Here is a 20,811-nt window from a genome sequence, read left to right on the forward strand (position 1 = left end):
TGGACGTCGCTGCAGGCCGGGCGTTTCCACGGCGAACCCCAGCCGGCACGACCGGGCAGAACGAGCATCAGCGGAGGTCTCCACTGTCGGCGACCCGACAGTTGTGGGGCTTCGGCCCATCACGAGATGATCTAAAGCATAGGAGCAGGTACGTTGCCTGGGTGTGGGAGCTTCAGCCGGGTGTTTATGAGCACCTAGTTACTTACGACATCGCGCAACAGCTCGAACAAGTCGATCCCGCTCTTGTTCAGCACCGTCTGTTGGATCCCGCCGACGCCCACCACGCCCTCGCCCGCCACATAGCGACCCTGGCCGCCCGCGCCCTGCAAGCCGTCCCGAGCGGGGACGACAAACTCCACCACCAGATCGACCTGGCGAATCGCATCGCCGAAGCCATCGCCACCCTAAGCCCAAAGGCAGCGACAGCACAGGACCAGGTCACCGACACCAAGCACCTGCTCCACGCCATCGCCGCCCCGCCGGCCCCGCCCGCGCAGCCCACCTTCCCGCAGCGCCCGACCACTCCCCTCTCCACCGGCGCGCTGCTGATCAACGGCCGTCACCAGCCCCGCATCGGCCACGAGGTCAACCACGAGATGGCCTCCGCAGAGAGCGTCGACCTGCTCTGCGCGTTCATCAAGTGGTACGGCCTGCGCATCGTCGAGCCGGCCATCCGCGAGCTGATCGCCCGTGGTGGCAAGGTCCGCGTCATCACCACCACCTACCTCGGCGCAACCGATCAGCGAGCCCTGGACCGGCTGAAGGAGTTGGGCGCGGAGGTCAAGGTGTCGTACGAAACGAGGACCACCCGCCTGCACGCCAAGGCGTGGCTGTTCCGCAGAGCTAACGGCACGACCACCGCGTACGTCGGCTCGTCGAATCTGTCGAAGACCGCGCTTGTGGACGGCGTGGAGTGGAACGTCCGCATCTCGAACATGGAGCAGCCGCACGTCATCGACACGTTCACGGCGACGTTCGAGGACTACTGGAACGACCCGGCGTTCGAGGCGTACGACGCGACCCGGGACGCCGAGCGGCTACGGCACGCGTTGAGCGGGGAGCGCCGCGACCAGGCGCCCACCGAGATCTCGAACCTGGACGTGCGCCCGTACCCCTATCAGGCCGAGATCCTTGCCGACCTGGACGCCGAGCGGCTGGTGCACGGGCGTTGGCGCAATCTCGTGGTGATGGCGACCGGCACCGGCAAGACAGTTGTCGCCGCCCTCGACTACCGCCGGCTGCATCGCAACGACAGGGTGGATTCACTGCTCTTCGTCGCTCACCAGGAGCAGATCCTGCGGCAGAGCCTGTCGACGTTTCGGCAGGTGATGGGGGACGGCAGCTTCGGCGAGATGCTTGTCGCGGGCGAGCGGCCGAACGGCTGGAAGCACGTCTTCGCCTCCATCCAGTCGCTGCACCGCCGGGAGGTGGACCCCGAGGCGTACGACATGGTGATCGTCGACGAGTTCCACCACGCGGAGGCACCGACGTACGCGCGGCTGTTGGAGCGGCTGCGTCCCCGCGTACTCCTGGGGCTGACGGCGACCCCCGACCGGGCCGACGGCGGCGACGTGCGCCGGTGGTTCGACGGCCGCGCGGCCGTTGAGCTGCACCTGTGGGAGGCGTTGGAGCGACAGTTGCTGGCGCCGTTCCAGTATTTCGGGCTGCACGACGACGTGGACCTGTCGCAGGTCACCTGGAAGCGCGGGCAGGGCTACGACCTGTCCGAACTCAACGTCCTCTACACCGGCAACCACGCTCGGGCGCGGTCGGTGCTGCGTGCGGTCGGCGACAAGGTGGACGTCGGGCGGATGCGGGCGCTCGGGTTCTGCGTGAGCATCGGGCACGCGGAGTTCATGGCCGGCTGGTTCCGGCAGCACGGCGTCGCGGCGGCGGCGGTGACGTCAGGTGTCGACCGGGCGGCGCAGCAGGGGATGCTGCGGGACTTCAGGGCCGGCAAGCTGCGGGTGCTCTTCACGGTGGACCTGTTCAACGAGGGCGTCGACCTGCCGATGGTCGACACGATCCTGATGCTGCGGCCCACCGAGAGCGCCACGATCTTCCTGCAACAGCTCGGCCGTGGCCTGCGCCTGGACGACAACAAGCCCTGCCTGACAGTGCTCGACTTCATCGGCGGGCAGCACGCCAACTTCCGGTTCGACCTGCGCTGGCGTGCCCTGACCGGGGTGAGTCGGCGGGCGATCATCGAGGCGGTTCGCGACGACTTCCCGAGCCTGCCGAGCGGTTGCCACGTCGAGTTGGACCGGGTGGCGAAGGAGGTGGTGCTCGACAACCTGAAGAGCGCGCTGCCCACCTCGAAGGCCGGCCTGCTGTCTGAGCTGCGGCACCTCGGTGACGTCAGCCTGGCGACGTTCCTGCACGAGACCGGCCTGGAGATCGAGGACGTCTACCGGTCGGCAAGCATCGGTGGCTGGACCGGGCTGCGGCGACTCGCCGGCATCGAAACTTCCACACCCGGCCAGGATGACCGGGAGCTGGGCCGGGCCATCGGTCGCATGCTGCACACCGACGACACCGACCGGCTGGAGCTACTGACCCAGGTCGCGGCCGGACCGCCCGCGCCAGGTCAGCAGGTGTACGCGGGCAACAGTCGCCTGCTGGACATGCTGCACTTCAGCCTCTGGGGGCCGAACGCACCCCTGGCCACCCGCGTCGATCGGCTCACCCGACTGTGGAAGGAGCCGGCGCGCTGCACCGAGCTGCGGCAGGTCGCCGAGGTACTGCGGGACCGCATCCACCGGGTCACGCCGACCACCGCCCCGGGTGCGGTGCCGTTGCGGGTGCACGCCCGGTACAGCCGCAACGAGGCGTGTGCCGCCTTCGGGATGACCAACCCGGGCTCGCTGCGGGAGGGGGTGAAGTGGCTGCCCGACGCGGGTGCTGACCTGTTCTTCGTCACCCTGGTCAAGTCGGAGGCGCACTACTCCCCCACCACGATGTACGCCGACCGGGCCATCACCGAAACCCTGTTCCAGTGGGAGTCGCAGAGCACCACCTCGGCGTCGTCGGCGACCGGGCAGCGCTACACGTCGGGCGGCTCGTCGGTGCACCTCTTCGTCCGGGAGACCCGGATCGCCGACCGCGATTTGGGGGCGCCGCCGTATCTCTACGCCGGCACCATGACGTACGAGTCGCACACCGGCGACCGTCCCATGCGCATCCTGTGGCAGCTCCACCACGCCCTACCCGCCGACGTGTACGCCACCGCGCGGACGATCGCCGCCTGAGTCATGCCCGCCACGCTGAACGCGCCCGGCCCGACGAAGCATCGGGCCGGGCGCGTCGAATGAGCTATGCGACGAAGCGTGCCCGGCGTCGGCGTCCGATCACGTAGACCGCGCCGCCGATGAGCAGAAGCGCAGCGCCGATGCCGGCCATGGTCGCGGTTTGGGCACCGGTCACCGGCAGCCCGCCGTCGCCGCCGCCCGCGCCCGCGGGGGTGGTGGAAGAGGCAGGGGTCGGTACGACGGTCGTCGTGGCGCTGGGCGAGACGCTCGGCGAAGCGCTCGGCGTGGCCGTCGGCGTCGCGGTGGGTCGAGACGTCGGGGTCGCCGTCGGCTGAGACTTGCAGTCCTCCACACGCGCGGCGTACAGGCCGTCGTTCAGGTAAGCCAGGTAGGCATCGACGGCTTCCTCGTCGAGCACGTCCTGTGCGGCCTTCTTCACGTTGGGACCAGCGCCCGTCATCGTCTGGCCCACCGAGATCCGCAGAGCAATCAGCCAGACGTTCTGCAGATCCTTCTTGAGGAACGCGCGGAGCTCATCCGGCGTGCCCCGCAACCGCTCCTGGATCCTGTCGGGCAGGACGGGCAACGAGTCGGTCGCGGCCAGGATCTGGGCGGTCAATATCCGCAGCTGCTGATTCGTGGCGGTGTCCAGGTCGATGGTGACAAGCTCACGAATGTCCTTGTACACCTTGCGCTCGACCGTTTGGCAGGCCGCGTTCAGGCCGGGCGCCTTGGTTTGCGCCATCGCCGGTGCCGCCGGAACCAGAAAAGCCAGCGCTATGAGAGCACCGGCCGTGAACTTCCGTCGCATGTGGATCTTCCTCCCCGTTGTTGATCAAAGCATGGCGATATTACAGTCAGCCGGCGGAGAGCGATGCCCCACGGATCAGCGGAGTCGGGTAGGTCACCGGCACCCCGCCCGTCCAGCAGTCGCCGTTGAACGCCACCGTCTCATCAATGGAGGCAGCGAACCCAGGTGGACCTGTCGCAGGTCACCTGGAAGCGCGGGCAGGGCTACGACCTGGCGGAACTCAACGTCCTCTACACCGGCAACCACGCTCGGGCGCGGTCGGTGCTGCGGGCGGTCGGCGACAAGGTGGACGTCGGGCGGATGCGGGCGCTCGGGTTCTGCGTGAGCATCGGGCACGCGGAGTTCATGGCCGGCTGGTTCCGGCAGCACGGCGTCGCGGCGGCGGCGGTGACGTCAGGTGTCGACCGCGCGACGCAGCAGGGGATGCTGCGGGACTTCAGGGCCGGCAAGCTGCGGGTGCGCGACTAGCTCGGTTGGTCGACGGCGGGGGCGTGTCGCCCGCCGGCCGGCCGCTCGTCCCCGTGGCCCGGCCACCACGCCTTGTGCCCGATCAGCGCGGTCAGCGCCGGGACGAAGAACATCGACATGACGAACGCCGACAGCACGATGCCGATCGCCACCGCGAAGCCCATCTGCTGAAGGAAGGAGATCGGCGCGAGCAGCAGCACCGCGAACGTGCCGGCCAGGATCAGTCCGGCTGCCGCGACGGTCGGGCCGGCGTGTTGCACACCGATGGCGGCGGCCTCGTGTGGTGCGTTGCCCTCCCGCGCTTCCTCGCGTAGTCGGGCGATCATCAGGATGTTGTAGTCGGTCCCGATCGCCACCACGAAGAGGTAGAGGATGATCGGCAACTGGAAGGTGACACCGGGCTCGCCCTGAAGCCCTTGGAAGAGGTAGACGGTCGCGCCCAGTGTGGCGGCGAAGTTGAGCAGCACCGCGATCACCAGATAGATCGGCGCGACCAGGCTGCGCAGCAGCAGCGCGAGGATGAGCGCGATCAGGCCGGCTGCGACCGGCAGGATCACCGACAGGTCGCGGTTGTTCGCCGAGTTGATGTCCGCGAAGATCGCGGTGGTCCCGCCCACCAGCGCCCGGGTGCCGGGCGGCGCCGACGCGTGCACGGCATCGCGCAGGTCCTCACGGACGAGGGTGATCGCCTTGTTGGCGACCGGGTTCTCGTTGAGCAGCAGATTGACTCGGGCCACACTCGGGTCGGTGCTGCGCTCCGGCGGCTGCGCCTGGCCCACACCCGGGGCTTTCGCTATGGCCGCGGCGAACTCGTTGACCTGCTGCTCGGTCAGTTGTGACCCGTTACTGGTGGTCAGGTAGACCTCGGTGGGGGCGAGCGCACCGGCGGCGAAACCGCGCTGGAGGTCCTGCGCGGCCTTCGCCGACTCGGTGTCCTGCGGGAAGCCGGCGCTGAAGTCGTAGTCGGCCTTGTAGCTCAGCACGCCTGCGGCGAGCGCGACCAGGATGATGCCGGAGATCGCCGCGACGAGTGCCGGCCGGCGCCCGACGGTGCTGCCGAGCCGGTGCGAGATGGTGGCCTTGGGCGTACGCTGCCAGGCCTTCGACGGCCAGAAGACGTACCGGCCGAGCAGCGAGACGACCGCCGGGACGAGGGTGAGCGAGGTGACGAGCATGACGCCGACCGCGATCGCGAGCGCCGGGCCGAGCGAGCCGAAGAAGCCCAGGGAGGCGAGGAGCAGCACGAGGAACGCGACGATTACCGCTCCGGCGGCCGAGGTGATGACCTCGCCGACCCGCTGGACGGTGACGATCATCGCGGTGCGCTTGTCGTCGCCTGCGCGCAGCCGTTCCCGGTAGCGGAAGAGCAGGAACAGGATGTAGTCGGTGCCGATGCCGAACAGCACGATCAGCAGGATCGTCTGGAGGTCCTGACTGACACTGAGGTCGAATGCCTTGCCGGCGGCGGCGACGAGGCCCGTCGTGATGCTCAGGACGACGCCGACGACCACCACGGGCAGCAGCGCGGCGATGGGGCTGCGGAAGATGATCAGGATCAGTCCGATGATCAGGATGATCGTCGCGATGCCGACCACGGCGAAGGCGTTGTTGAAGGTGTCCTCGTTGTCGACGAAGCTCGCCACGTCGCCGGCCACGCCCGCGGTCAGTCCACTGTTCGCCAACTCCGGGCCGATGTCCGCTCGCAGATCGCGGACGGCGTCGAGCAGCGTCGGGTCGTCGGGGGTGGGGGCGTCGAGCCCGACGTTGACGATCTGCACCGACCTGTCCGGTGCCACTGCTGGCGGACCGGTCTGGTAGCCGGACGTGTGCGGGATGTTCTTGGCCTTGAGCGCCTGGGCGAGCTTGCCCACCGTCGACTCGTCCGCCGGCGTCAGCTTCTGCCCGTCGGCGCGCTTGACCACGATGACCGCGGTCGCGGTGGCCTGCTGTGGAAACGCCTTCTGCCCGAGTTCGGTGGCCTGCACGGACTCGTACGAGCGGGGCAGGAAGCTTTCCTGATCCGCTGAGGTGATGTCGCTGAGCGATGGTGTGGTGAGGATGATGGCTGCCGCCACCACCACCCACCCGGCAATCACCCACCACGCCCTGCCCACAACGAATCTGCCCAGCCGCTCGAACATGGTTCCCCCCGTGCGTTCGACACCACAGTCGTCTGGCCTGGAGCGCCCAGGGCGCGCGCCCCATCACTCTTCGGTGGTCTTCGCTACCCGCTGTGCAGACTACAGTCGCCCGCCAAACCTTTCCGGATACTTGGCCGTCGAGGGTGGCGGGAGTTTCAGATGTCGGGGTGCGACATGTCGGGACAACACGAGGTTCGGCAGCCCAGGCAGCTACGTCTGGGCCGCGAGTGCGGCTGGCTGGCCTGAAGAGTGCCGGTCTGCGACAGCAGGGCGTAGCCGCGAGGGAATTCCGGGGCCGGAGTTGCCCTACTGGCCAGGGCCGGCGGCCGAGCTGGCCCGCGCTGTCGCCGGCGCGCTCATCGTTGCAGCGTCGCGGTAGCGTAGCCGTCCGGGTAGAACTGGTAGTAGTCGCGGTACCGGACCGTGAAGATGGTGGTGCCGCGCGGCAGCGAGTAGGTGAGGGTGTATCTGCCGGTGGCGTCCAGCTTGCCGCGCCAGAACTCCCGCTCGGCCCCGCCGTTGGTCGACGCGGTGATCCACCAGTAGTTGTCGTCACCGATGGGCGAACTCCACGTCACGGTGAGCTGCGCGGTCTGCTTGTCCTTGCCGCCCCCGAGCTGGGCGGTGACGGCCAGGTCGGTGACCGGCGGCGTCGGCGGGTGCGCCGGCCCGAAGGAGTGCAGCAGCTGAGTTTCCTGGTAGGGATCGGTCGAGGTGACCGCCCAGGCCCGGGTGCCGTCCCGGTTCACCAGCAGCGTGCCCGCCCAGAGGCTGTCGTCGCTGCGGAAGTCGACGGCGTACGTCGGGACCGTGCTGCCCTTGGCGTAGAGGTAGACATCGGCGGCACCGGAGGCGGTCAGGGCGCGGCCGATGGCGACGGTCGAGCCGTCCCCGGACCAGGCGGCGTCCTGCGGATAGACGCCGCTCGGATAGACGTTGGCGTCGGCGAGATCCGGCAGCCGGTACGAGTGGTGCTCGTACGGGCTGCCCACCGTCTCCACCACTTCGGTGCCGTCCGGGCTCACGGCGTAGTCGATGAGGTTGCTGCCGGTGTAGTCCCGCTGTGCGACGATCGTCGGGCTGTCACCGGAGACATCGATGACATACGTGGTGACGGGCGAGTACCCGGTGTCGCCGGCGACGAGGAGACCGGGCGCGCCGGGGCTGGCGTCGATGATCGGATGGTAGTTGGGACCCGCGGTGTAAACCACTGGCGAGGTTCCGGGCGCGGACCAGACCAGCAGACCGCCGGAGCCGATACCGGCGTCGATGAACCCGCCGACGACCTTCTCGCCAGTCGGTTCGACCGTATACAGGTGGGCGCCGACGGGTGCGGGATAGCTGGCGATGATGGTGAGCGTGGCGGCATCCAACGCGATGATCCGGTTGAAGCCCTGGGCCGCGTACAGGAAGCGTCCGTCGGCACTGAGGACGAGGTCGGAAATGTCAGCGACCGCGGTGACCCGGGACAGCAGGCGGCCGTCGAGATCGGTCACCACCAGCGGCAGTGCGCCACCAACCCCCTGTGCGATGTATAGGCGGCCGCGCGCTTCGTCGAGCTCGATCGCCCGCAGGTCGTCCACCGGCAGCTGGACGCCGACGCTCTTCAGCACGGCCGGCTCGGCGGCGGCCGGGGCAGCTCTCAACAGCTCCCCAGCGCTGAGCCCGATCGCCGCGAACACCCCGGACGCCAGCAGTTGGCGACGCCGCATGACACCTCCCCGTGTCGGCCAGCCGCATGCTGACGGCAAGGCGAGATCTTAGTACCGGGCTCCCTGCTGGCACTGTCCCGCACCGCTCGGCCCGCCCTACCGCAGCCGTCCACGGTGGGCAGACGGGATGACCAACCCGGGCTCGCTGCGCGAGGGGGTGAAGTGGCTGCCCGACGCCCAGGCCGACCTGTTCTTCGTGACCCTGGTCAAGTCGGCGGCGCACTACTCCCCCACCACGATGTACGCCGACCGGCCCATCACCGACAGCCTGTTCCAGTGGGAGTCGCAGAGCACCACCTCGGCGGCGTCGGCGACGGGGCAGCGTTACAGAACGGGCGGTTCGGCAGTGCACCTGTTCGTCCGGGAGACCCGCATCGCCGACCGGGACCTCGGCGCACCGCCCTACCTCTATGCCGGCACCATGACGTACGAGTCGCACACCGGCGACCGGCCCATGCGCGTCCTCTGGCAGCTCGACCACGCCCTGCCCGCCGACGTGTACGCCACCGCGCGGACGATTGCCGCTTAACCCTGCCCGGTCAGGCGGCGTCCGCGTTCGGCGTGAACCTGACGTCGAGCCTCCTGTCCAGGGCGCGCGCGAGGCGTTCCAGGACCGGCAGAGTCGGCACGGTGCCACCTGCCTCGAAGCGGGCCACCGCGGACTGGGTCATGCCGGCGGCTCGCGCCAACTGGCTTTGGCTCCAACCATGCCCCTCCCGCAGGTGGCGCACCTCTTCACCAAGCTCGAAGGCGATCCGGGTGGCCTCGTAGGTTTCGGCCGCCCCCGGCTCCGCCATGCGGCGCTCACGCAGGTCATTCCAATCCAGGCGATCATTCATCGCTCTGCCCCCTCGTTCACGATGTGCCGCTCTGCCACGCACCGCTCGAACGCGCGTCGAGCGCGTTCGACTTCCCGGTCCTCCCGCATCCGCGTTTTCCGGAACACCGTGAGCAGGATGATCCTCCGATCGGAGGCTATCCAGTACGTCACGCGCACGGCATCGCGCTCTAAATAAAACCGCAGCTCTCGCAGCTTGCCGTCGAGTTGTCTGGTGTGCGGCTCCCCGAGCTGCACACCTCGGCCTGCCAGGAGATCGATGTAGAACGCCGCTCTGGCGAAGTCGGCCGTTGGCAATTCCTCCAGCCAGTCTCGAACCTCTGGTTCCAGCTCCACGCTACCCCAACCCATAGCATCGATGCTATGGGTTGCGCGTATGTCCGAGAGCTTCTTCTGGACGCGTGTCGCCAATCGGCTTGGCGTCGACCTCTCGCCGAGACGCCAGGGCCCCTCTTGGCGACGGCGCCTGGAGGAATACGTCGTCGCGCCGCGCACCTCGACGCTGGGTCGAGGTGCGCGGCGGTCAACTGGTGGCTCCCGTTCCAGGCCGCAGGTTCACGGCCTATGGCTGGTCAGGGGCTGACGCAGGTCGGTGAGGTGGTGGCTGGCGTACCCGAGGCGAGGAAGCCGAAGCTTGTCGTGGCACCGGCGGCGAGCGAGCCGTTGTAGGAGACGTTGCGGACCGTCGCGGTTGACCCGCTGGTGCTCAGAGTGCCGCTCCAGACCTGGTCGATGCGCTGGCCGTTGTTCAGTTCCCACCTGACGGTCCAGCCGTTGATGGCGGCGGTGCCGGCGGTCACGGTGACTTCGCCCTGGAAGCCGCCGGACCACGCGTTGACGGTGCGGTAGGTCGCGGTGCAGGTGGGGCCGGAGGGTGGTGGCGTGGTGGGCGTACCCGTGGTTGGTGGGGCGGACGTGGGTGGTGCCGGCGGGCCGTCCGGCGGCACCAGGGGGCAGGTGGCGTTGTACCGCGAAACGCCGGTGCTGTCCGCCAGTGGGCAGAGGAACTGGGTGTAGCGGGTGTCGTTGTCCAGGAAGGTCTTGAGCCAGGGGATCAGGAGTCGCATCTCGGTGGGGTTCGGCCTGGTGAACGAGAGGTGGTCGTTGCCGGCCAGTTCCGCCCAGGCATGTTCCACCCCGGCGGGCAGGGTGTTGTAGATGCCCTGCACGTAGGAGGGCGTGACGGTGCCGTCGTTCTGCCCGGACAGCAGCATGGTGGGGACCTGGGTGGTGGACATGTTCAGGTTGTTGCCGGGCGTACCGGGTGCGAGGCCGACCGCCGCCTTCAGGGTCGGCCGCCGGAGGGCGGCGAGGAGGGTTCCGGCGCCGCCCGCCGAGTGGCCCATGACGCCCAGTCGGTTGGCGTCGACCCGGTTGCGCAGCGGGCTGGTTCGGGTGAGGTAGTCAAGTGCGGCGAGCAGTTGGGTGGCGCGGGCGTCGGCGCCGTCGGTGCGACTGTTGGTCTCGATGCCGATCACCACGAACCCGAAGGACGCCAGCCAGGGGCCCATCCAGGCTTCCTCGTTGGCGAACAGGGCGGAATAGCCGGGAACGATCGCGACCGCACCCCAGGTGCCCTGGCTGGTGTCGGTCGGGTAGTAGACGTACCCGCCGTTGAAGCCGTTGCCCGCGGGCACTGTCGCCTGCGCCGTGGCGAAGGGGCCGCGGGTGGCGGCGACGCTGGCCGCGGTCGGATCCGGACCCCGTTGGTACGGGCTGTCGGCGGCGGCGGCCTCCCGGGTCGTTGTGGCCAGCGCCAGGCCGAGGACCACCGCGAGCGCGGCCGTCAGCCATCGTGTGGGCTGCCTCATCTGCGGATCCACTGCTGGTTGGCCTGGCCGGTGCAGGTCCAGAGGACGAGCTTCGTGCCGTTGGCGGTGCCCTGGTTGTACGGGTCCAGGCAGAGGCCGGACTGTACGCCGGTGATGGTGCCGTTCGCGTTGACGTTCCACTGCTGGTTCGTCCCGCCGTGGCAGTCGTAGATGGTGACCTGGGTGCCCGGTGCGGTGCTGTTGCCGGCGGCGTCGAGGCACTTGTTGCCGTAGACGGTCAGCGCCTTGCTGGACGTGTACGTCCACTGCTGGTTCGTGCCGCCGTGGCAGTCCCACAGGTTCAGCTGGGTGCTGTTGGTGGTGGAGTAGCCGGGGACGTCGACGCACCTGCCGGACCGGGTGCCGACGATCGTGGTGGTCTGTCCGCCGCCGCTGCCCGGGTTGCCGATGCTTCCGGGCACCGACTGCAACGCGCTGTACCAGCGGGCGGCCATCTTGTCGTAGCCGCCGGCGGTGGGGTGGACGCCGTCGATCAGGTCGGCGGTGGTGAGAGCGCTGTGCATGTCGACCAGGTGCACCCGCTTGCCGGCGTTCACCTTGCTCTGCACGATGCCGGGGATCGCCGCGTTGAAGGTGCGGTTGGCCGCCTCCTGGCCGCTGTTCGACAGCGGAATGAGCTGCGCCACGAACACCTCAGCGGTGGGCACGGTGGTGGTGATCTTGTCGATCAGGGTGGAGAGCCGGTTCGGGGCGGTGCTCACGTTGTAGTTCTGCAGGATGTCGTTGGTGCCGATGTGCAGCAGGACGGTCTGCGGTCGTTGGGTGTTCAGCCAGTTGACGATGTTCGCGTCGATCTGGTCGATGCGCCAGCCGGGGTGCCCCTGGTGGTCGTGGTCACCGAGGCTGGCCGGCCCGTTGAACTGCGACCCGACGAAGTCCACTGTGTACCGGTTGGTGGCGAGGCGCTGCCACAACCCGATGCGGTACCCGCCGGGCACCTGGGTGCCCTCGGTGATGGAGTCGCCGAGCGGCATCACCCGCACCCCGCCGTTGGATTCCGCGTTGGCCGGCCCGGTGGGTGTCACCACTCCGGCGACCACGACACCGAGCGCGGCGAGCGTCGCGAGCCATCGTGCCCTCGTTCGCATAGCTTTCTCCCCTGGATTGGTCGAGCTGGCCGAGGGCATGGGCCGACCGGGAGGGCCGCCACGGGCAGCCGGCAACCTCTGGGAGCGGGGCCGGCCGGACCGAGCAGCCGCCGGCTGCCGGGTGTTCGCCCGGCGGGCGCCGATCGTCACATCGGCATGGCGTTACTGCCTCAGCACTGGGACGAGTGTGAGCGTTAACAGAGAAGAGTGTAGATTCCTCGGATTGATCTGGTCTACTGTCTGCCGCGCCCTCCGACTGATCGCGCGTTAGGTTACGAGGATGGAGCAGCGGATAAGTCTGATCACCCTCGGCGTCTCGGACCTGGCGCGCGCCACAGCGTTCTACCAGCACCTCGGCTGGCAGGGCCAGGAGGTCGAGGAGACGGTCTTCCTCCAGGCCGGCGGCCTGGCCCTCGTGCTCTGGGGTCGCGACAAACTCGCCGCCGACGCCGGCATCGACGATCCTGGCACCGACGGCTTCGGCGGGGTGACCCTGGCCCAGAACGTCCGCTCTCGGGCCGAGGTCGACGAGGTGATCGCCACCGCGACCGAGGCCGGTGCCACGGTGACCAAGCCGGCCGGGGAGACCTTCTACGGCGGCTACGCCGGCTACTTCGCCGACCCGGACGGTCACCTGTGGGAGATCTCCTGGAATCCCGGCTTCACCCTCGCCGCGGACGGCACCCTGACCGTGCCCGACTTCAGCGCGATGGACTGAGCACGCCGCACGAAAGCACGCCGCACGAAAGCACGGAGACACACCCGGACGGAAGCACAGCCGATCAGGGCGCCGGTGACGGACAGAGCAACGGGTCCAGCAACAGAGGCTGCAACGGATCCAGGCAGACGAGCACCAGCGCGGGATCGGGCGAGGGCGAGGGCGACGCGGGCACGGTCGGCGAGACCGATGCGGCCGGCGGGGTCGGCGGGGTGGACGGGTCCATCGTGGTCTCCGGGTCGGGCGTCGGACCGGCCGACGAGTCCGGAGCGACAGACGAGTCCGGAGCGACAGACGAGTCCGGAGCGACAGACGGCGTGGCGACCGGCGGCAGGGCCAGCACGATTGACGGCCCCACAACTGCGGAGACGGCCGGCCGAGCAGCCGACACGGTGGACGGCCGGCTCGATACGTCACGGTCGATCACCGCAACGCCGGCCTCGGGTGCCAGCGGTCCGACCGGACGTACCGGGATGAGGACCGCGTCCAGGGCGAAGACCTCCGCCCGCGGCACCGGCCCGGCCTGCACCGATTCCGCCGCGCGAGGCCCCATGGCACCGGGCCCCCTGGCGCCAGACCCCATCGCGCCGGGACCCAGCGCTCCGGGACCCAGCGTCGCGAACACCATCGCCGCGACGGCGGCAGCGCCAAGTGCCCGGCGGTCGGGGCGGACCGCGGTCCGTGGTGCCTCCTCCGGCCCCACCAGCGGCAACGGCACAGGCCGGGCGTCGCGATGGGCGTTCCGTAACGCGTCGACCCGCGTGGCGACGGCGGCGCGCTCCCCGGCGGCCACGGCGACGGCGAGGGTGAGGTAGAAGCGGAAGTTCACCACGGCGTTGGCCGGGACCAGCAACCCCGACAGTCGCCGGTGGTCGGGCAGCAGGGTGACCGGGACATCGGGGTGGTGGGCGGGGCCGACCAGGTCCGCGTACCGCCACTCGCGGCGGTGCGCACGACCGGCGAAGGCGACCCGGTGGCTGGTCACGACGGCCAGGCCCGTGTCGACCGCTCGCAGGCCAGCCGGCAGCGCCTCGGCCGGGGCGGAGGCGAAGTCGCACGGACCCGGCGTGGGCAGGCCGGGGACGTGCCGCGCCTCGGCCTCGACGAGCTGGGCGACGGGGAGGACACGAAAGACGAGTTCGTCGTGGTCGAGATCCACTGGCAGGCCACCGCGGGGCTGCGTACACCCGAGGAAGCTGGCGGCTTCGATGCGCAGCCGGGCCAGGTGGTCGTCGCGGCGCAGCCAGGCGTCGGTGGCGTCGCGGTACGCGCGCTGCCGGCGCTCGTTCTCGCGCTCGGCCCAGGCGATCCGCCAGGGGGCGCAGGCCACGGAGGTCACGGTCACACGCGATACAACCGCTCGTGTACGTGACAGGGAACGCGACCACGATCGATGTATCCCGTTGCGCCCGAAAGGAGAGAATTTCCGACAATGGCGGAGCCGGGCCACGATTCGGACCGGCTCCGCCTCTGGTTGCAGCGTGGGGTCAGGCTGGGTGGGGTGCCTCGTAGACCCGGCGGATGTCCACCTCCACCGCACCGATCGTCTCGGCGAAGACGTCCACGAAGCGCCGCCCCCATTCCAGGGCCTCCTCGCGGGAGCGCACGTCCACGAGCGCGAACCCGGCGATCAGTTCCTTGGTCTCGGTGAACGGCCCGTCGGTGACTGTGGTCTTGCCGCCGCTCACGGTGATCCGGGTGGCGTCGGTGACGGTCGGGCAGAGCCCCTCGGCGGCGACCAGGATCCCGGCCTGCGCGACGTCCTTCATGAAACCTTCCATCCGGGCCAGGAACTCCGGGCTCGGGTTGAACGCTTCGGGCAGGTTCTCGTCGAGCTTGTGCATCATCATGTAACGCATCGGTGTGGTCCTCTCGTGATCGTTCGAGTGCGGGTCAGCGGGTGAACGCGCGAGCGCAGAGCGCGGTGAGCCAGCCGAAGGTGACGACACAGGCGAGCGCCATCCGGACGCTCAGGGTGCCCTGGTCGGGCCAGGCCAGGATCGCGACGACGGCCAGGGCGCTGCCCAGCGAGTAGGCGGCCCAACCGCGCTGCCCGGCCCGCCACCAGGTGCGGGCGAAGACCAGGCAGGCGACGGGCAGCGAGCCGAACGCCAGCGCCGCGCCGACGCCGTGACCGGCGGCGTGCCAGCTCAGCGTGTCGGGTGCGCCCTCCGGCGCGCCGGCCGGCCAGCCCATGCTGGGGTCGGAGACCAGCACCCCCGCGATGATCAGACCGAGGCCGTGCACGGCGATCAGCGCCGGCCCCCACGTCCCGCCCGGCTCACCGCGCAGCGTCCGGCGCAGCCCGACCGCGCCGGCCAGGGCGAGCAGCCCGGTCAGCACGAAGTTGGTGATCTGGATCCAACCCAGGTCGCCCAGGGCCAGCAGGCTGAGTGGCTGCCGGCTCAGGTCGAACCCGTCGCGGGTGAGCACCTGGGCGGCGGCCACCACCCCGAACAGCGGGCCCGCGGCGGCTCCGCCGACCAGCAGCGCCCTTCTCGTCGTACGCCGGGAGTCGACGCCCGCCACCGCGGCCCCTGCGCTCGTCGCGTTCGCCGTCGTCGTCATGTCGTTCTCCTTGTCCGTGCCGGCTGGTCGCCGGTCCCGCGTGCCGGTGCGAGCCGGCTTTCACTGAGGCGTCGAGCGGCCGGCGCGGGATACGACAGAACGGTGAACGAATTTTTCAGCGGGTTGGCGCGACCCCACGGGCGCAGTCGGCGGCACGGGCGCGCAGCAGCGCGCGTTCGCGTTCGTTGCCGGTCAGCTCGGCGGCCCGCTCGAACTCGGCACGCGCCTCGTCGTGGCGACCCAGCTTGGCCAGCAGGTCACCGAGCACGCTGGGCAGCAGGTGGTAGCCGGCCAGCGTCGGCTCGTCGGCCAACGCCCGGACCAGCTCCAGACCGGCGGCCGGGCCGTCGGCAAAGGAGACCGCGACGGCCCGGTTCAGCTCCACGACCGGCGACGGTACGACCCGGGCCAACTCCGCGTAGCCGGCGGCGATGCGCGCCCAGTCGGTGTCCTGGGGGGTGGCCGCCCGCGCGTGGCAGGCCGCGATCTCCGCCTGGAGGGTGTACGGGCCGGGCGGGCCGTTCGCCGCCCTCGCCCGGTCCAGCGCGGTGAGGCCGCGGCGGATCAGCAGTCGGTCCCAGTGCCCCCGGTCCTGGTCGAGCAGCAGGATCGGCTCACCGTCGGCGTCGACCCGGGCGGCGGTACGCGACGCCTGGATTTCCAGCAACGCGGCCAGGCCGTGCACCTCCGGCTCCTCGGGCATCAACTCCTGCACGAGGCGGGCCAGCCGCAGCGCGTCCGCGCAGAGCGCCGGGCGCATCCAGTCGTCGCCGGCCGTCGCGGAGTAACCCTCGTTGAAGATCAGGTAGATGACCTCCAGCACGGAGGCGAGCCGTTCGCCGCGCTCGGCCACGCCGGGCACCTCGAACGGCACCTTTGCCTCGGCGAGCGTCCTCTTGGCCCGGGTGATGCGCTGCGCGACGGTGCTCTCCGTGACCAGGAACGCGCGGGCGATCTCCTCGGTCTTCAGCCCGCCCAGCACCCGCAGGGTCAGTGCCGCGCGCGCCTGCGGTGCCAGCAGCGGGTGGCAGGCGGTGAAGACCAGCCGCAGCAGGTCGTCGTCGATGCGGTCCTCGAAGGCGGCGTCGAAGTCGGGGGTGAACTGCTCGTCGTCCAGATCGCGGCCGAGGTCGGCCACCCGGCGTTCGAGCAGGCTGCGCCGGCGCAGCGCGTCGATCGCCCGCCGCTTGCCGACGGTGGTCAGCCACGCGCCCGGGTTGGCCGGTACGCCATCTCGCGGCCACTGCTCCAGCGCGGCGACCAGGGCGTCCTGGGCCAACTCCTCGGCCCAGCCGACGTCGCGCACCAGCCCGGCCAGGGCGGCGACGACCCTCCCGGACTCGATCCGCCAGACCGCCTCCACCGTGCGGTGGACCTGCTCGACCCCCATGACCGCACATCAGAGCAGGGGCGGCACCGGCTCCACAAGGACCGCGCGTGGTGACCCGTTCAGCCGGCGCGGCGTGGGTGGTGCACCGACCCGGGCGGGTTCTCGGCGGGAAACCTCGACCGGGTCCGCGGCGGGTACGCCTCGCAGTGCTCGGCCCACTGCTCGGCGGCGGTGGCGAGGGCGTCCGCCGAGACGGTGAGGATCAGCGGGTAGATCGCCCCGGACGGGCGGCGCATCCACGGCGGCAGCGACTCGGCGGAGAACTCCACGATCAGCTCCAGCCGGCGGCGACGGACCACCCGGCTGCGCAGGGCCAGGTTGGGTTCGGTGAAGCGGACCATCGCCGGTGGCGCGTTCGATCCGAGGGCCGCGGTGGCCTGCCCGTGCAGCCAGCCGCCGAACGCCCGGGCCTCCTCGACCATCAGGCTCGGGTAGTGGTGCGACCAGGTCTGACCGTCGGCGGTGCGGGCGTCCACCTCGATGAGCAGCCAGTCGTGCCAGCCGGGTGCGGCCCGGTCGGGGTCGTCGGGCGGGTCGATGCCAGGCTGGTAGCCGACGGGGCGTATCCGCACCCGCGCGCCATCGTCAGACCGGATCTCCACTCGATCATTGTGACCACCGAAACGGGCTTAAACTGCCAAACCGGTCACTTCGTGATCGTTCGCCGCACGCCCCGGTGCTCGGCGCAGGCGTCGGACCGGCCACCGGCCAGGCTGACCGAGCCGTCCCGGCACTGCACGAGGTAACCCCGCCCGGCCCAGAACTGCGGCACGCAGTCGAACCAGTCGCACACCTCGGTGGCGGGCTTCCGGATCCGGGTGCCGCCGCAGAAGCCGTACCCCAGGGGGTTTTGGGGCGCCCCGCAGCGCGGGTCACCGGTCGTGCTGGGTGCCGCGCGGGGCGGCTTCGCCGGCGTCGCCGTTTTCGGCGTCGGGGTGCCGCGGGTGAGCGCCGGGGGCGCCGGACGGATCAGCACCGGCTCGCCGCTGGGGGTGGCGGCGGCGGCGACCTCCGGGCCGCCGGTCGGGTCGGACGGGTCCGACTCGATGAGCGCCGCCGGCACCAGCAGCGCCAGAGCGGCAGCCACCGCGATGGTCCGGCGACCACCGGGAACGAACGACGAGAGCCGGGCCTGCCCGGGGGTGGCCACGGCCGGCCGGAACGGCTTGAGCTGGGCGTGCTCCGCGATCAGCTCGTCGAGCTGGGCGAGCACCGCGGCGCGCTGTTCGATCGCGTCGGCGAAGGCCAGGGTCAGCTTGAACCGGAAGTCCGGTGCCGCGTCGGTGGGCAACAACAATCCGGCGGTACGCCGGCGGTCCAGCACCTGGATCAGGGTGACCGGCGAGGCCGGGTCGTGGGCCAGGCCGGTCATCCGCCCGTACGCCCAGTCGCGCCGGCCGCGCCCGCCGAGCAGCACCAACCGGCGGCTGGTGATCACGGCCATGCCGGCGTCGGTGACGCGCACGCCGTCGGGGCGGCGTGGGCGTAGCGGCCCGGCCGGCAGGGCGACCGTGAGATCCGGGGCGGGCAGCACCGCCGTGTGTCGTACCTCGACCAACTGCGCGGCGGGCAGCGCCCAGAGCACCACCTCGTCGGCGGTCAACTCCATGGGCAGGCCCGCACCGGCCGCGGCGGAGCCGTGGAAGTCGGCGGCCAGGGCACGTAGTCGCCGTAACTCGTCGTCGCGGCGTCGCCAGGCCTTCTCGGCCCCCCGGTACGTGCTCACCCGCCGCACGTTCTGCCGGTGCGCCCACCGGTACCGCCAGGTGGAACCCGTCGAATCAGTCTTCGCCACGCCGACTCCTTCGCCGCGTAGGCCACCAATCTGGGTGTCTCCTCGTTCAACAGGCACGGCGGGGCACCCGGAAACGCCGAAACAGGCGAAATACCCGGTTGGCCGATGAAACGACCCAATTGGCCGATACTGCTGCGTCGGCGTTCCACCTTTGCGCGGGTCGTGCGGGGGCGGTCGCCGTCTCGGTAACGTCAGCCGCAGCCGGGTGGCGTCGCCGCCGCACCGCCGCACGAAGGGGGTGAGCGTCATGCCGCAGGAGACCCGGTCCGCCGTGGTCATCGGCGTCGACATCGGCACCACGAGCACCAAGGCCGTCGCGTACGACACCGACGGGCGGCAACTCGGCAGCCACTCGGTCGGCTACCCGCTGAACGACCCGCAACCCGGCTACGCCGAGCAGGACCCGCACCTCATCCTCGACGCGGTGCTCAAGTCGGTGAGCGTGGTCGTGGCCGAGCTGGTCCAGCCGGTGGCCGGGTTGTCGTTCAGCTCCGCCATGCACAGCCTGATCGGGCTGGACCCGGACGGCAATCCGCTCACCCCGTCGGTGACCTGGGCCGACTCACGCTCGACCCAGCAGGCCGAACGACTCCGGGCGGTCCCGTCCGGGCTGGCCCTGCACCGGCGTACCGGCACGCCGATGCATCCGATGTCGCCGCTGCCCAAGCTGCTCTGGTTCGCCGAGCAGGAGCCGAAGCTCTTCGAGCGCGTGGCGCACTGGGTGGGCATCAAGGACTGGGTGCTGCTGCGGCTCTGCGACGCGCTGGTCACCGACCACTCGATCGCCTCGGCCAGCGGCCTGCTGGACATCCACCGACTGGCGTGGGACAGCGAGGCGCTGGCCATCGCCGGCATCACCGCGGAGCAACTCCCCCAACTGGTCGCCACCACCGCCGTGCTGCCCGGCCTCACCCCGCGGGCCGCGGCCGAGACCGGCCTGCCGGAGCGCACCCCGGTGGTGGTCGGTGCCGGGGACGGGCCGCTCGCGAACCTGGGCCTGGGGGCGGTGCATCCCGGCATGGTGGCCTGCTCGATCGGCACCAGCGGCGCGATGCGGGTGATGGTCGAGCGACCCGGCGTGGACCCGCTCGGCGGCGTGTTCTGCTACGCGCTGACCGAGCACCGCTGGGCGGTCGGCGGTGCGATCAACAACGGCGGCATCGTCCTCAAGTGGGCCGGCGCCGCGCTCGCCCCGGATCTGGGCGAGCACGCCGAGGAGGACCTGGTCACCCTGGCGGCCCGCGCGCCGGCCGGCTCGGGCGGGCTCATCATGCTGCCGTACCTGCACAGCGAACGGGCACCACACTGGAGCGCGCTGCCGCGCGGCGCGTACGTGGGGTTGACCCACAACCACCGCCGCGAGCATCTGATCCGCGCCGCGCTGGAGGGGGTCTGCCAGCAGCTCGCGCTGGTGCTCAGCTCGGTGCGGGCGGCCGGCAACGAGGTCCGTGAGATCCGTGCCGGTGGCGGCTTCGCCCGCAGCGGCCTGTGGCGGCAGATGCTCGCCGACGTGCTCGGCCTGCCGGTGAGCTTCCCGGCCGCACACGAGGGATCCAGCTTCGGCGCGGCGCTGCTCGGCATGCAGGCGCTCGGGCTGATCCCCAGCATCGACGTCGCCGCCGACCTCGTCCGGATCGAGGAGACGATCCGCCCCGACCCGGCCGCCGCCGCCACGTACGCGGCGCTGCTGCCGCTCTTCGCCGAGCTGTACGAGGCGCTGACTCCCACGTTCACCTCGATCCGCCGGATGGCACCCGGCCTGCCCGCGGAACCCGAGCCGGCGACCGGACCCCCGATGTGACAGCTCGGCCGGCCCGCCTCGGGTCGACCCCGCTCCGGCTCGACCCGCCGCCGCGGCGAGCGGGTCAGGGTGCCTCCACGCCGGCGATCAGGTAGCGCTGCACGTCGGCGTCGAGGATGGCCGCCTCCTGCGCGCCACTCGGCCCGGAACCACGGAACGCCGCCAACTGCTCCGCGGACTCCCAGCGCTCGTAGACGTGGATCCGGCCGGGCTCCAACGGGTCGGCCGCGAGCAGGAAGTCGAGGCAGCCGGCGGCGGCACGTGCCTGCGTGATCACCTCTTCGCAGCCGGACAGGTAGGCCTCGCGCGTGGCCGGCTCGACCTGCAAACTGCCTGCGATGATCAACATGCTGTGCCTCCGGGGGGGTGGTGTGGCTGATGAGTCTGATGCCGCTGAGTCA

18 protein-coding genes and 1 pseudogene are annotated in these 20,811 nt (G+C 70.6%); 5 read left to right on the forward strand and 14 right to left on the reverse strand.

From position 1 onward, the window contains the following. Positions 1–161: 161 nt before the first annotated feature. Positions 162–3,248: a DUF3427 domain-containing protein gene (locus tag AB0B14_RS17090; protein ID WP_357522948.1), complete on the forward strand. Its 3,087-nt coding sequence runs from the start codon at positions 162–164 to the stop codon at positions 3,246–3,248. Positions 3,249–3,312: 64 nt separating this feature from the next. Here AB0B14_RS17090 and AB0B14_RS17095 read toward each other — a convergent pair whose 3' ends face one another. Further along, entirely contained in the window at positions 3,313–4,059 is a 747-nt protein-coding gene (locus AB0B14_RS17095) for an LPXTG cell wall anchor domain-containing protein (protein WP_357522949.1), read from the reverse strand. 165 nt (positions 4,060–4,224) lie between these two features. Between AB0B14_RS17095 and AB0B14_RS17100 the strand changes: the two genes are divergently transcribed. Next, the gene (locus AB0B14_RS17100; RefSeq protein ID WP_357522950.1) at positions 4,225–4,527 is read left to right on the forward strand and encodes a hypothetical protein; all 303 of its coding nucleotides are present in this window, start codon (positions 4,225–4,227) and stop codon (positions 4,525–4,527) included. Here the strand turns inward: AB0B14_RS17100 and AB0B14_RS17105 are convergent. Further along, positions 4,524–6,623 carry an MMPL family transporter gene (locus AB0B14_RS17105; protein WP_357071949.1) on the reverse strand — a complete coding sequence of 700 codons (2,100 nt, stop codon included), beginning with the start codon at positions 6,621–6,623 and terminating at the stop codon, positions 4,524–4,526. The two genes, AB0B14_RS17100 and AB0B14_RS17105, sit on opposite strands and share 4 nt — an antisense overlap. 401 nt (positions 6,624–7,024) lie before the next feature. After that, entirely contained in the window at positions 7,025–8,380 is a 1,356-nt protein-coding gene (locus AB0B14_RS17110; RefSeq protein WP_357522951.1) for a hypothetical protein, read from the reverse strand. Between the two features lie 118 nt (positions 8,381–8,498). Here AB0B14_RS17110 and AB0B14_RS17115 point away from each other — a divergent pair. Further along, positions 8,499–8,909, forward strand: a pseudogene (locus tag AB0B14_RS17115) (DUF3427 domain-containing protein); the annotation flags it as partial. A 10-nt stretch (positions 8,910–8,919) separates the two neighbouring features. On the opposite strand, the gene AB0B14_RS17120 reads toward AB0B14_RS17115, so the two are convergent. The 4 genes from AB0B14_RS17120 to AB0B14_RS17135 form a co-directional block, all read right to left on the reverse strand. Further along, complete coding sequence (locus AB0B14_RS17120; RefSeq protein WP_357071943.1) at positions 8,920–9,219, reverse strand: helix-turn-helix transcriptional regulator; 300 nt, start codon at positions 9,217–9,219, stop codon at positions 8,920–8,922. Then, positions 9,216–9,554 (reverse strand): type II toxin-antitoxin system RelE/ParE family toxin, encoded by a 339-nt coding sequence (locus AB0B14_RS17125; RefSeq protein WP_357071940.1) that lies wholly within the window; start codon positions 9,552–9,554, stop codon positions 9,216–9,218. Before AB0B14_RS17125 ends, AB0B14_RS17120 begins: the two co-directional genes overlap by 4 nt. Positions 9,555–9,790: 236 nt before the next feature. Beyond that, on the reverse strand, positions 9,791–11,029 hold the full coding sequence (locus AB0B14_RS17130; RefSeq protein WP_357522952.1) for a cellulose binding domain-containing protein: 1,239 nt from the start codon (positions 11,027–11,029) through the stop codon (positions 9,791–9,793). Beyond that, positions 11,026–12,138, reverse strand: coding sequence for an RICIN domain-containing protein (locus tag AB0B14_RS17135; protein WP_357522953.1), 1,113 nt, complete (start codon positions 12,136–12,138; stop codon positions 11,026–11,028). Before AB0B14_RS17135 ends, AB0B14_RS17130 begins: the two co-directional genes overlap by 4 nt. Positions 12,139–12,418: 280 nt before the next feature. Here AB0B14_RS17135 and AB0B14_RS17140 point away from each other — a divergent pair, with 280 nt between their 5' ends. Beyond that, entirely contained in the window at positions 12,419–12,856 is a 438-nt protein-coding gene (locus AB0B14_RS17140; protein WP_357522954.1) for a VOC family protein, read from the forward strand. A 64-nt stretch (positions 12,857–12,920) separates the two neighbouring features. On the opposite strand, the gene AB0B14_RS17145 is transcribed toward AB0B14_RS17140, so the two are convergent. The 6 genes from AB0B14_RS17145 to AB0B14_RS17170 form a co-directional block, all read right to left on the reverse strand. Further along, on the reverse strand, positions 12,921–14,195 hold the full coding sequence (locus AB0B14_RS17145) for a hypothetical protein (RefSeq protein WP_357522955.1): 1,275 nt from the start codon (positions 14,193–14,195) through the stop codon (positions 12,921–12,923). A gap of 148 nt (positions 14,196–14,343) precedes the next feature. Next, positions 14,344–14,715 carry a YciI family protein gene (locus AB0B14_RS17150; RefSeq protein WP_357071924.1) on the reverse strand — a complete coding sequence of 124 codons (372 nt, stop codon included), beginning with the start codon at positions 14,713–14,715 and terminating at the stop codon, positions 14,344–14,346. A gap of 34 nt (positions 14,716–14,749) precedes the next feature. Then, complete coding sequence (locus tag AB0B14_RS17155; RefSeq protein WP_357071921.1) at positions 14,750–15,424, reverse strand: DUF998 domain-containing protein; 675 nt, start codon at positions 15,422–15,424, stop codon at positions 14,750–14,752. A gap of 115 nt (positions 15,425–15,539) precedes the next feature. Continuing rightward, entirely contained in the window at positions 15,540–16,814 is a 1,275-nt protein-coding gene (locus AB0B14_RS17160; RefSeq protein ID WP_357071918.1) for an RNA polymerase sigma factor, read from the reverse strand. A gap of 59 nt (positions 16,815–16,873) precedes the next feature. After that, positions 16,874–17,416: a hypothetical protein gene (locus AB0B14_RS17165; protein WP_357071915.1), complete on the reverse strand. Its 543-nt coding sequence runs from the start codon at positions 17,414–17,416 to the stop codon at positions 16,874–16,876. Between the two features lie 44 nt (positions 17,417–17,460). Further along, positions 17,461–18,609: a hypothetical protein gene (locus tag AB0B14_RS17170; protein WP_357522956.1), complete on the reverse strand. Its 1,149-nt coding sequence runs from the start codon at positions 18,607–18,609 to the stop codon at positions 17,461–17,463. 247 nt (positions 18,610–18,856) lie between these two features. On the opposite strand from AB0B14_RS17170, the gene AB0B14_RS17175 reads away from it, so the two are divergent. After that, the gene (locus AB0B14_RS17175) at positions 18,857–20,410 is read left to right on the forward strand and encodes a gluconokinase (RefSeq protein ID WP_357071909.1); all 1,554 of its coding nucleotides are present in this window, start codon (positions 18,857–18,859) and stop codon (positions 20,408–20,410) included. A 64-nt stretch (positions 20,411–20,474) separates the two neighbouring features. On the opposite strand, the gene AB0B14_RS17180 is transcribed toward AB0B14_RS17175, so the two are convergent. Further along, entirely contained in the window at positions 20,475–20,759 is a 285-nt protein-coding gene (locus tag AB0B14_RS17180) for an antibiotic biosynthesis monooxygenase (RefSeq protein WP_357522957.1), read from the reverse strand. Between the last annotated feature and the right edge of the window lie 52 nt (positions 20,760–20,811).

Origin of the sequence: Micromonospora sp. NPDC049171 (genome assembly GCF_040648275.1) — a bacterium.
Classification (GTDB): Bacteria; Actinomycetota; Actinomycetes; order Mycobacteriales; family Micromonosporaceae; genus Micromonospora.

Coding starts and splice junctions, on each gene's coding strand:
- AB0B14_RS17135 (WP_357522953.1), bottom strand. CDS start 12,138: ATGCGAACGAGGGCACGATGGCTCGCGACGCTCGCCGCGCTCGGTGTC.
- AB0B14_RS17130 (WP_357522952.1), bottom strand. CDS start 11,029: ATGAGGCAGCCCACACGATGGCTGACGGCCGCGCTCGCGGTGGTCCTC.
- AB0B14_RS17160 (WP_357071918.1), bottom strand. CDS start 16,814: ATGGGGGTCGAGCAGGTCCACCGCACGGTGGAGGCGGTCTGGCGGATC.
- AB0B14_RS17175 (WP_357071909.1), top strand. CDS start 18,857: ATGCCGCAGGAGACCCGGTCCGCCGTGGTCATCGGCGTCGACATCGGC.
- AB0B14_RS17155 (WP_357071921.1), bottom strand. CDS start 15,424: ATGACGACGACGGCGAACGCGACGAGCGCAGGGGCCGCGGTGGCGGGC.
- AB0B14_RS17180 (WP_357522957.1), bottom strand. CDS start 20,759: ATGTTGATCATCGCAGGCAGTTTGCAGGTCGAGCCGGCCACGCGCGAG.
- AB0B14_RS17110 (WP_357522951.1), bottom strand. CDS start 8,380: ATGCGGCGTCGCCAACTGCTGGCGTCCGGGGTGTTCGCGGCGATCGGG.
- AB0B14_RS17120 (WP_357071943.1), bottom strand. CDS start 9,219: ATGAATGATCGCCTGGATTGGAATGACCTGCGTGAGCGCCGCATGGCG.
- AB0B14_RS17095 (WP_357522949.1), bottom strand. CDS start 4,059: ATGCGACGGAAGTTCACGGCCGGTGCTCTCATAGCGCTGGCTTTTCTG.
- AB0B14_RS17140 (WP_357522954.1), top strand. CDS start 12,419: ATGGAGCAGCGGATAAGTCTGATCACCCTCGGCGTCTCGGACCTGGCG.
- AB0B14_RS17150 (WP_357071924.1), bottom strand. CDS start 14,715: ATGCGTTACATGATGATGCACAAGCTCGACGAGAACCTGCCCGAAGCG.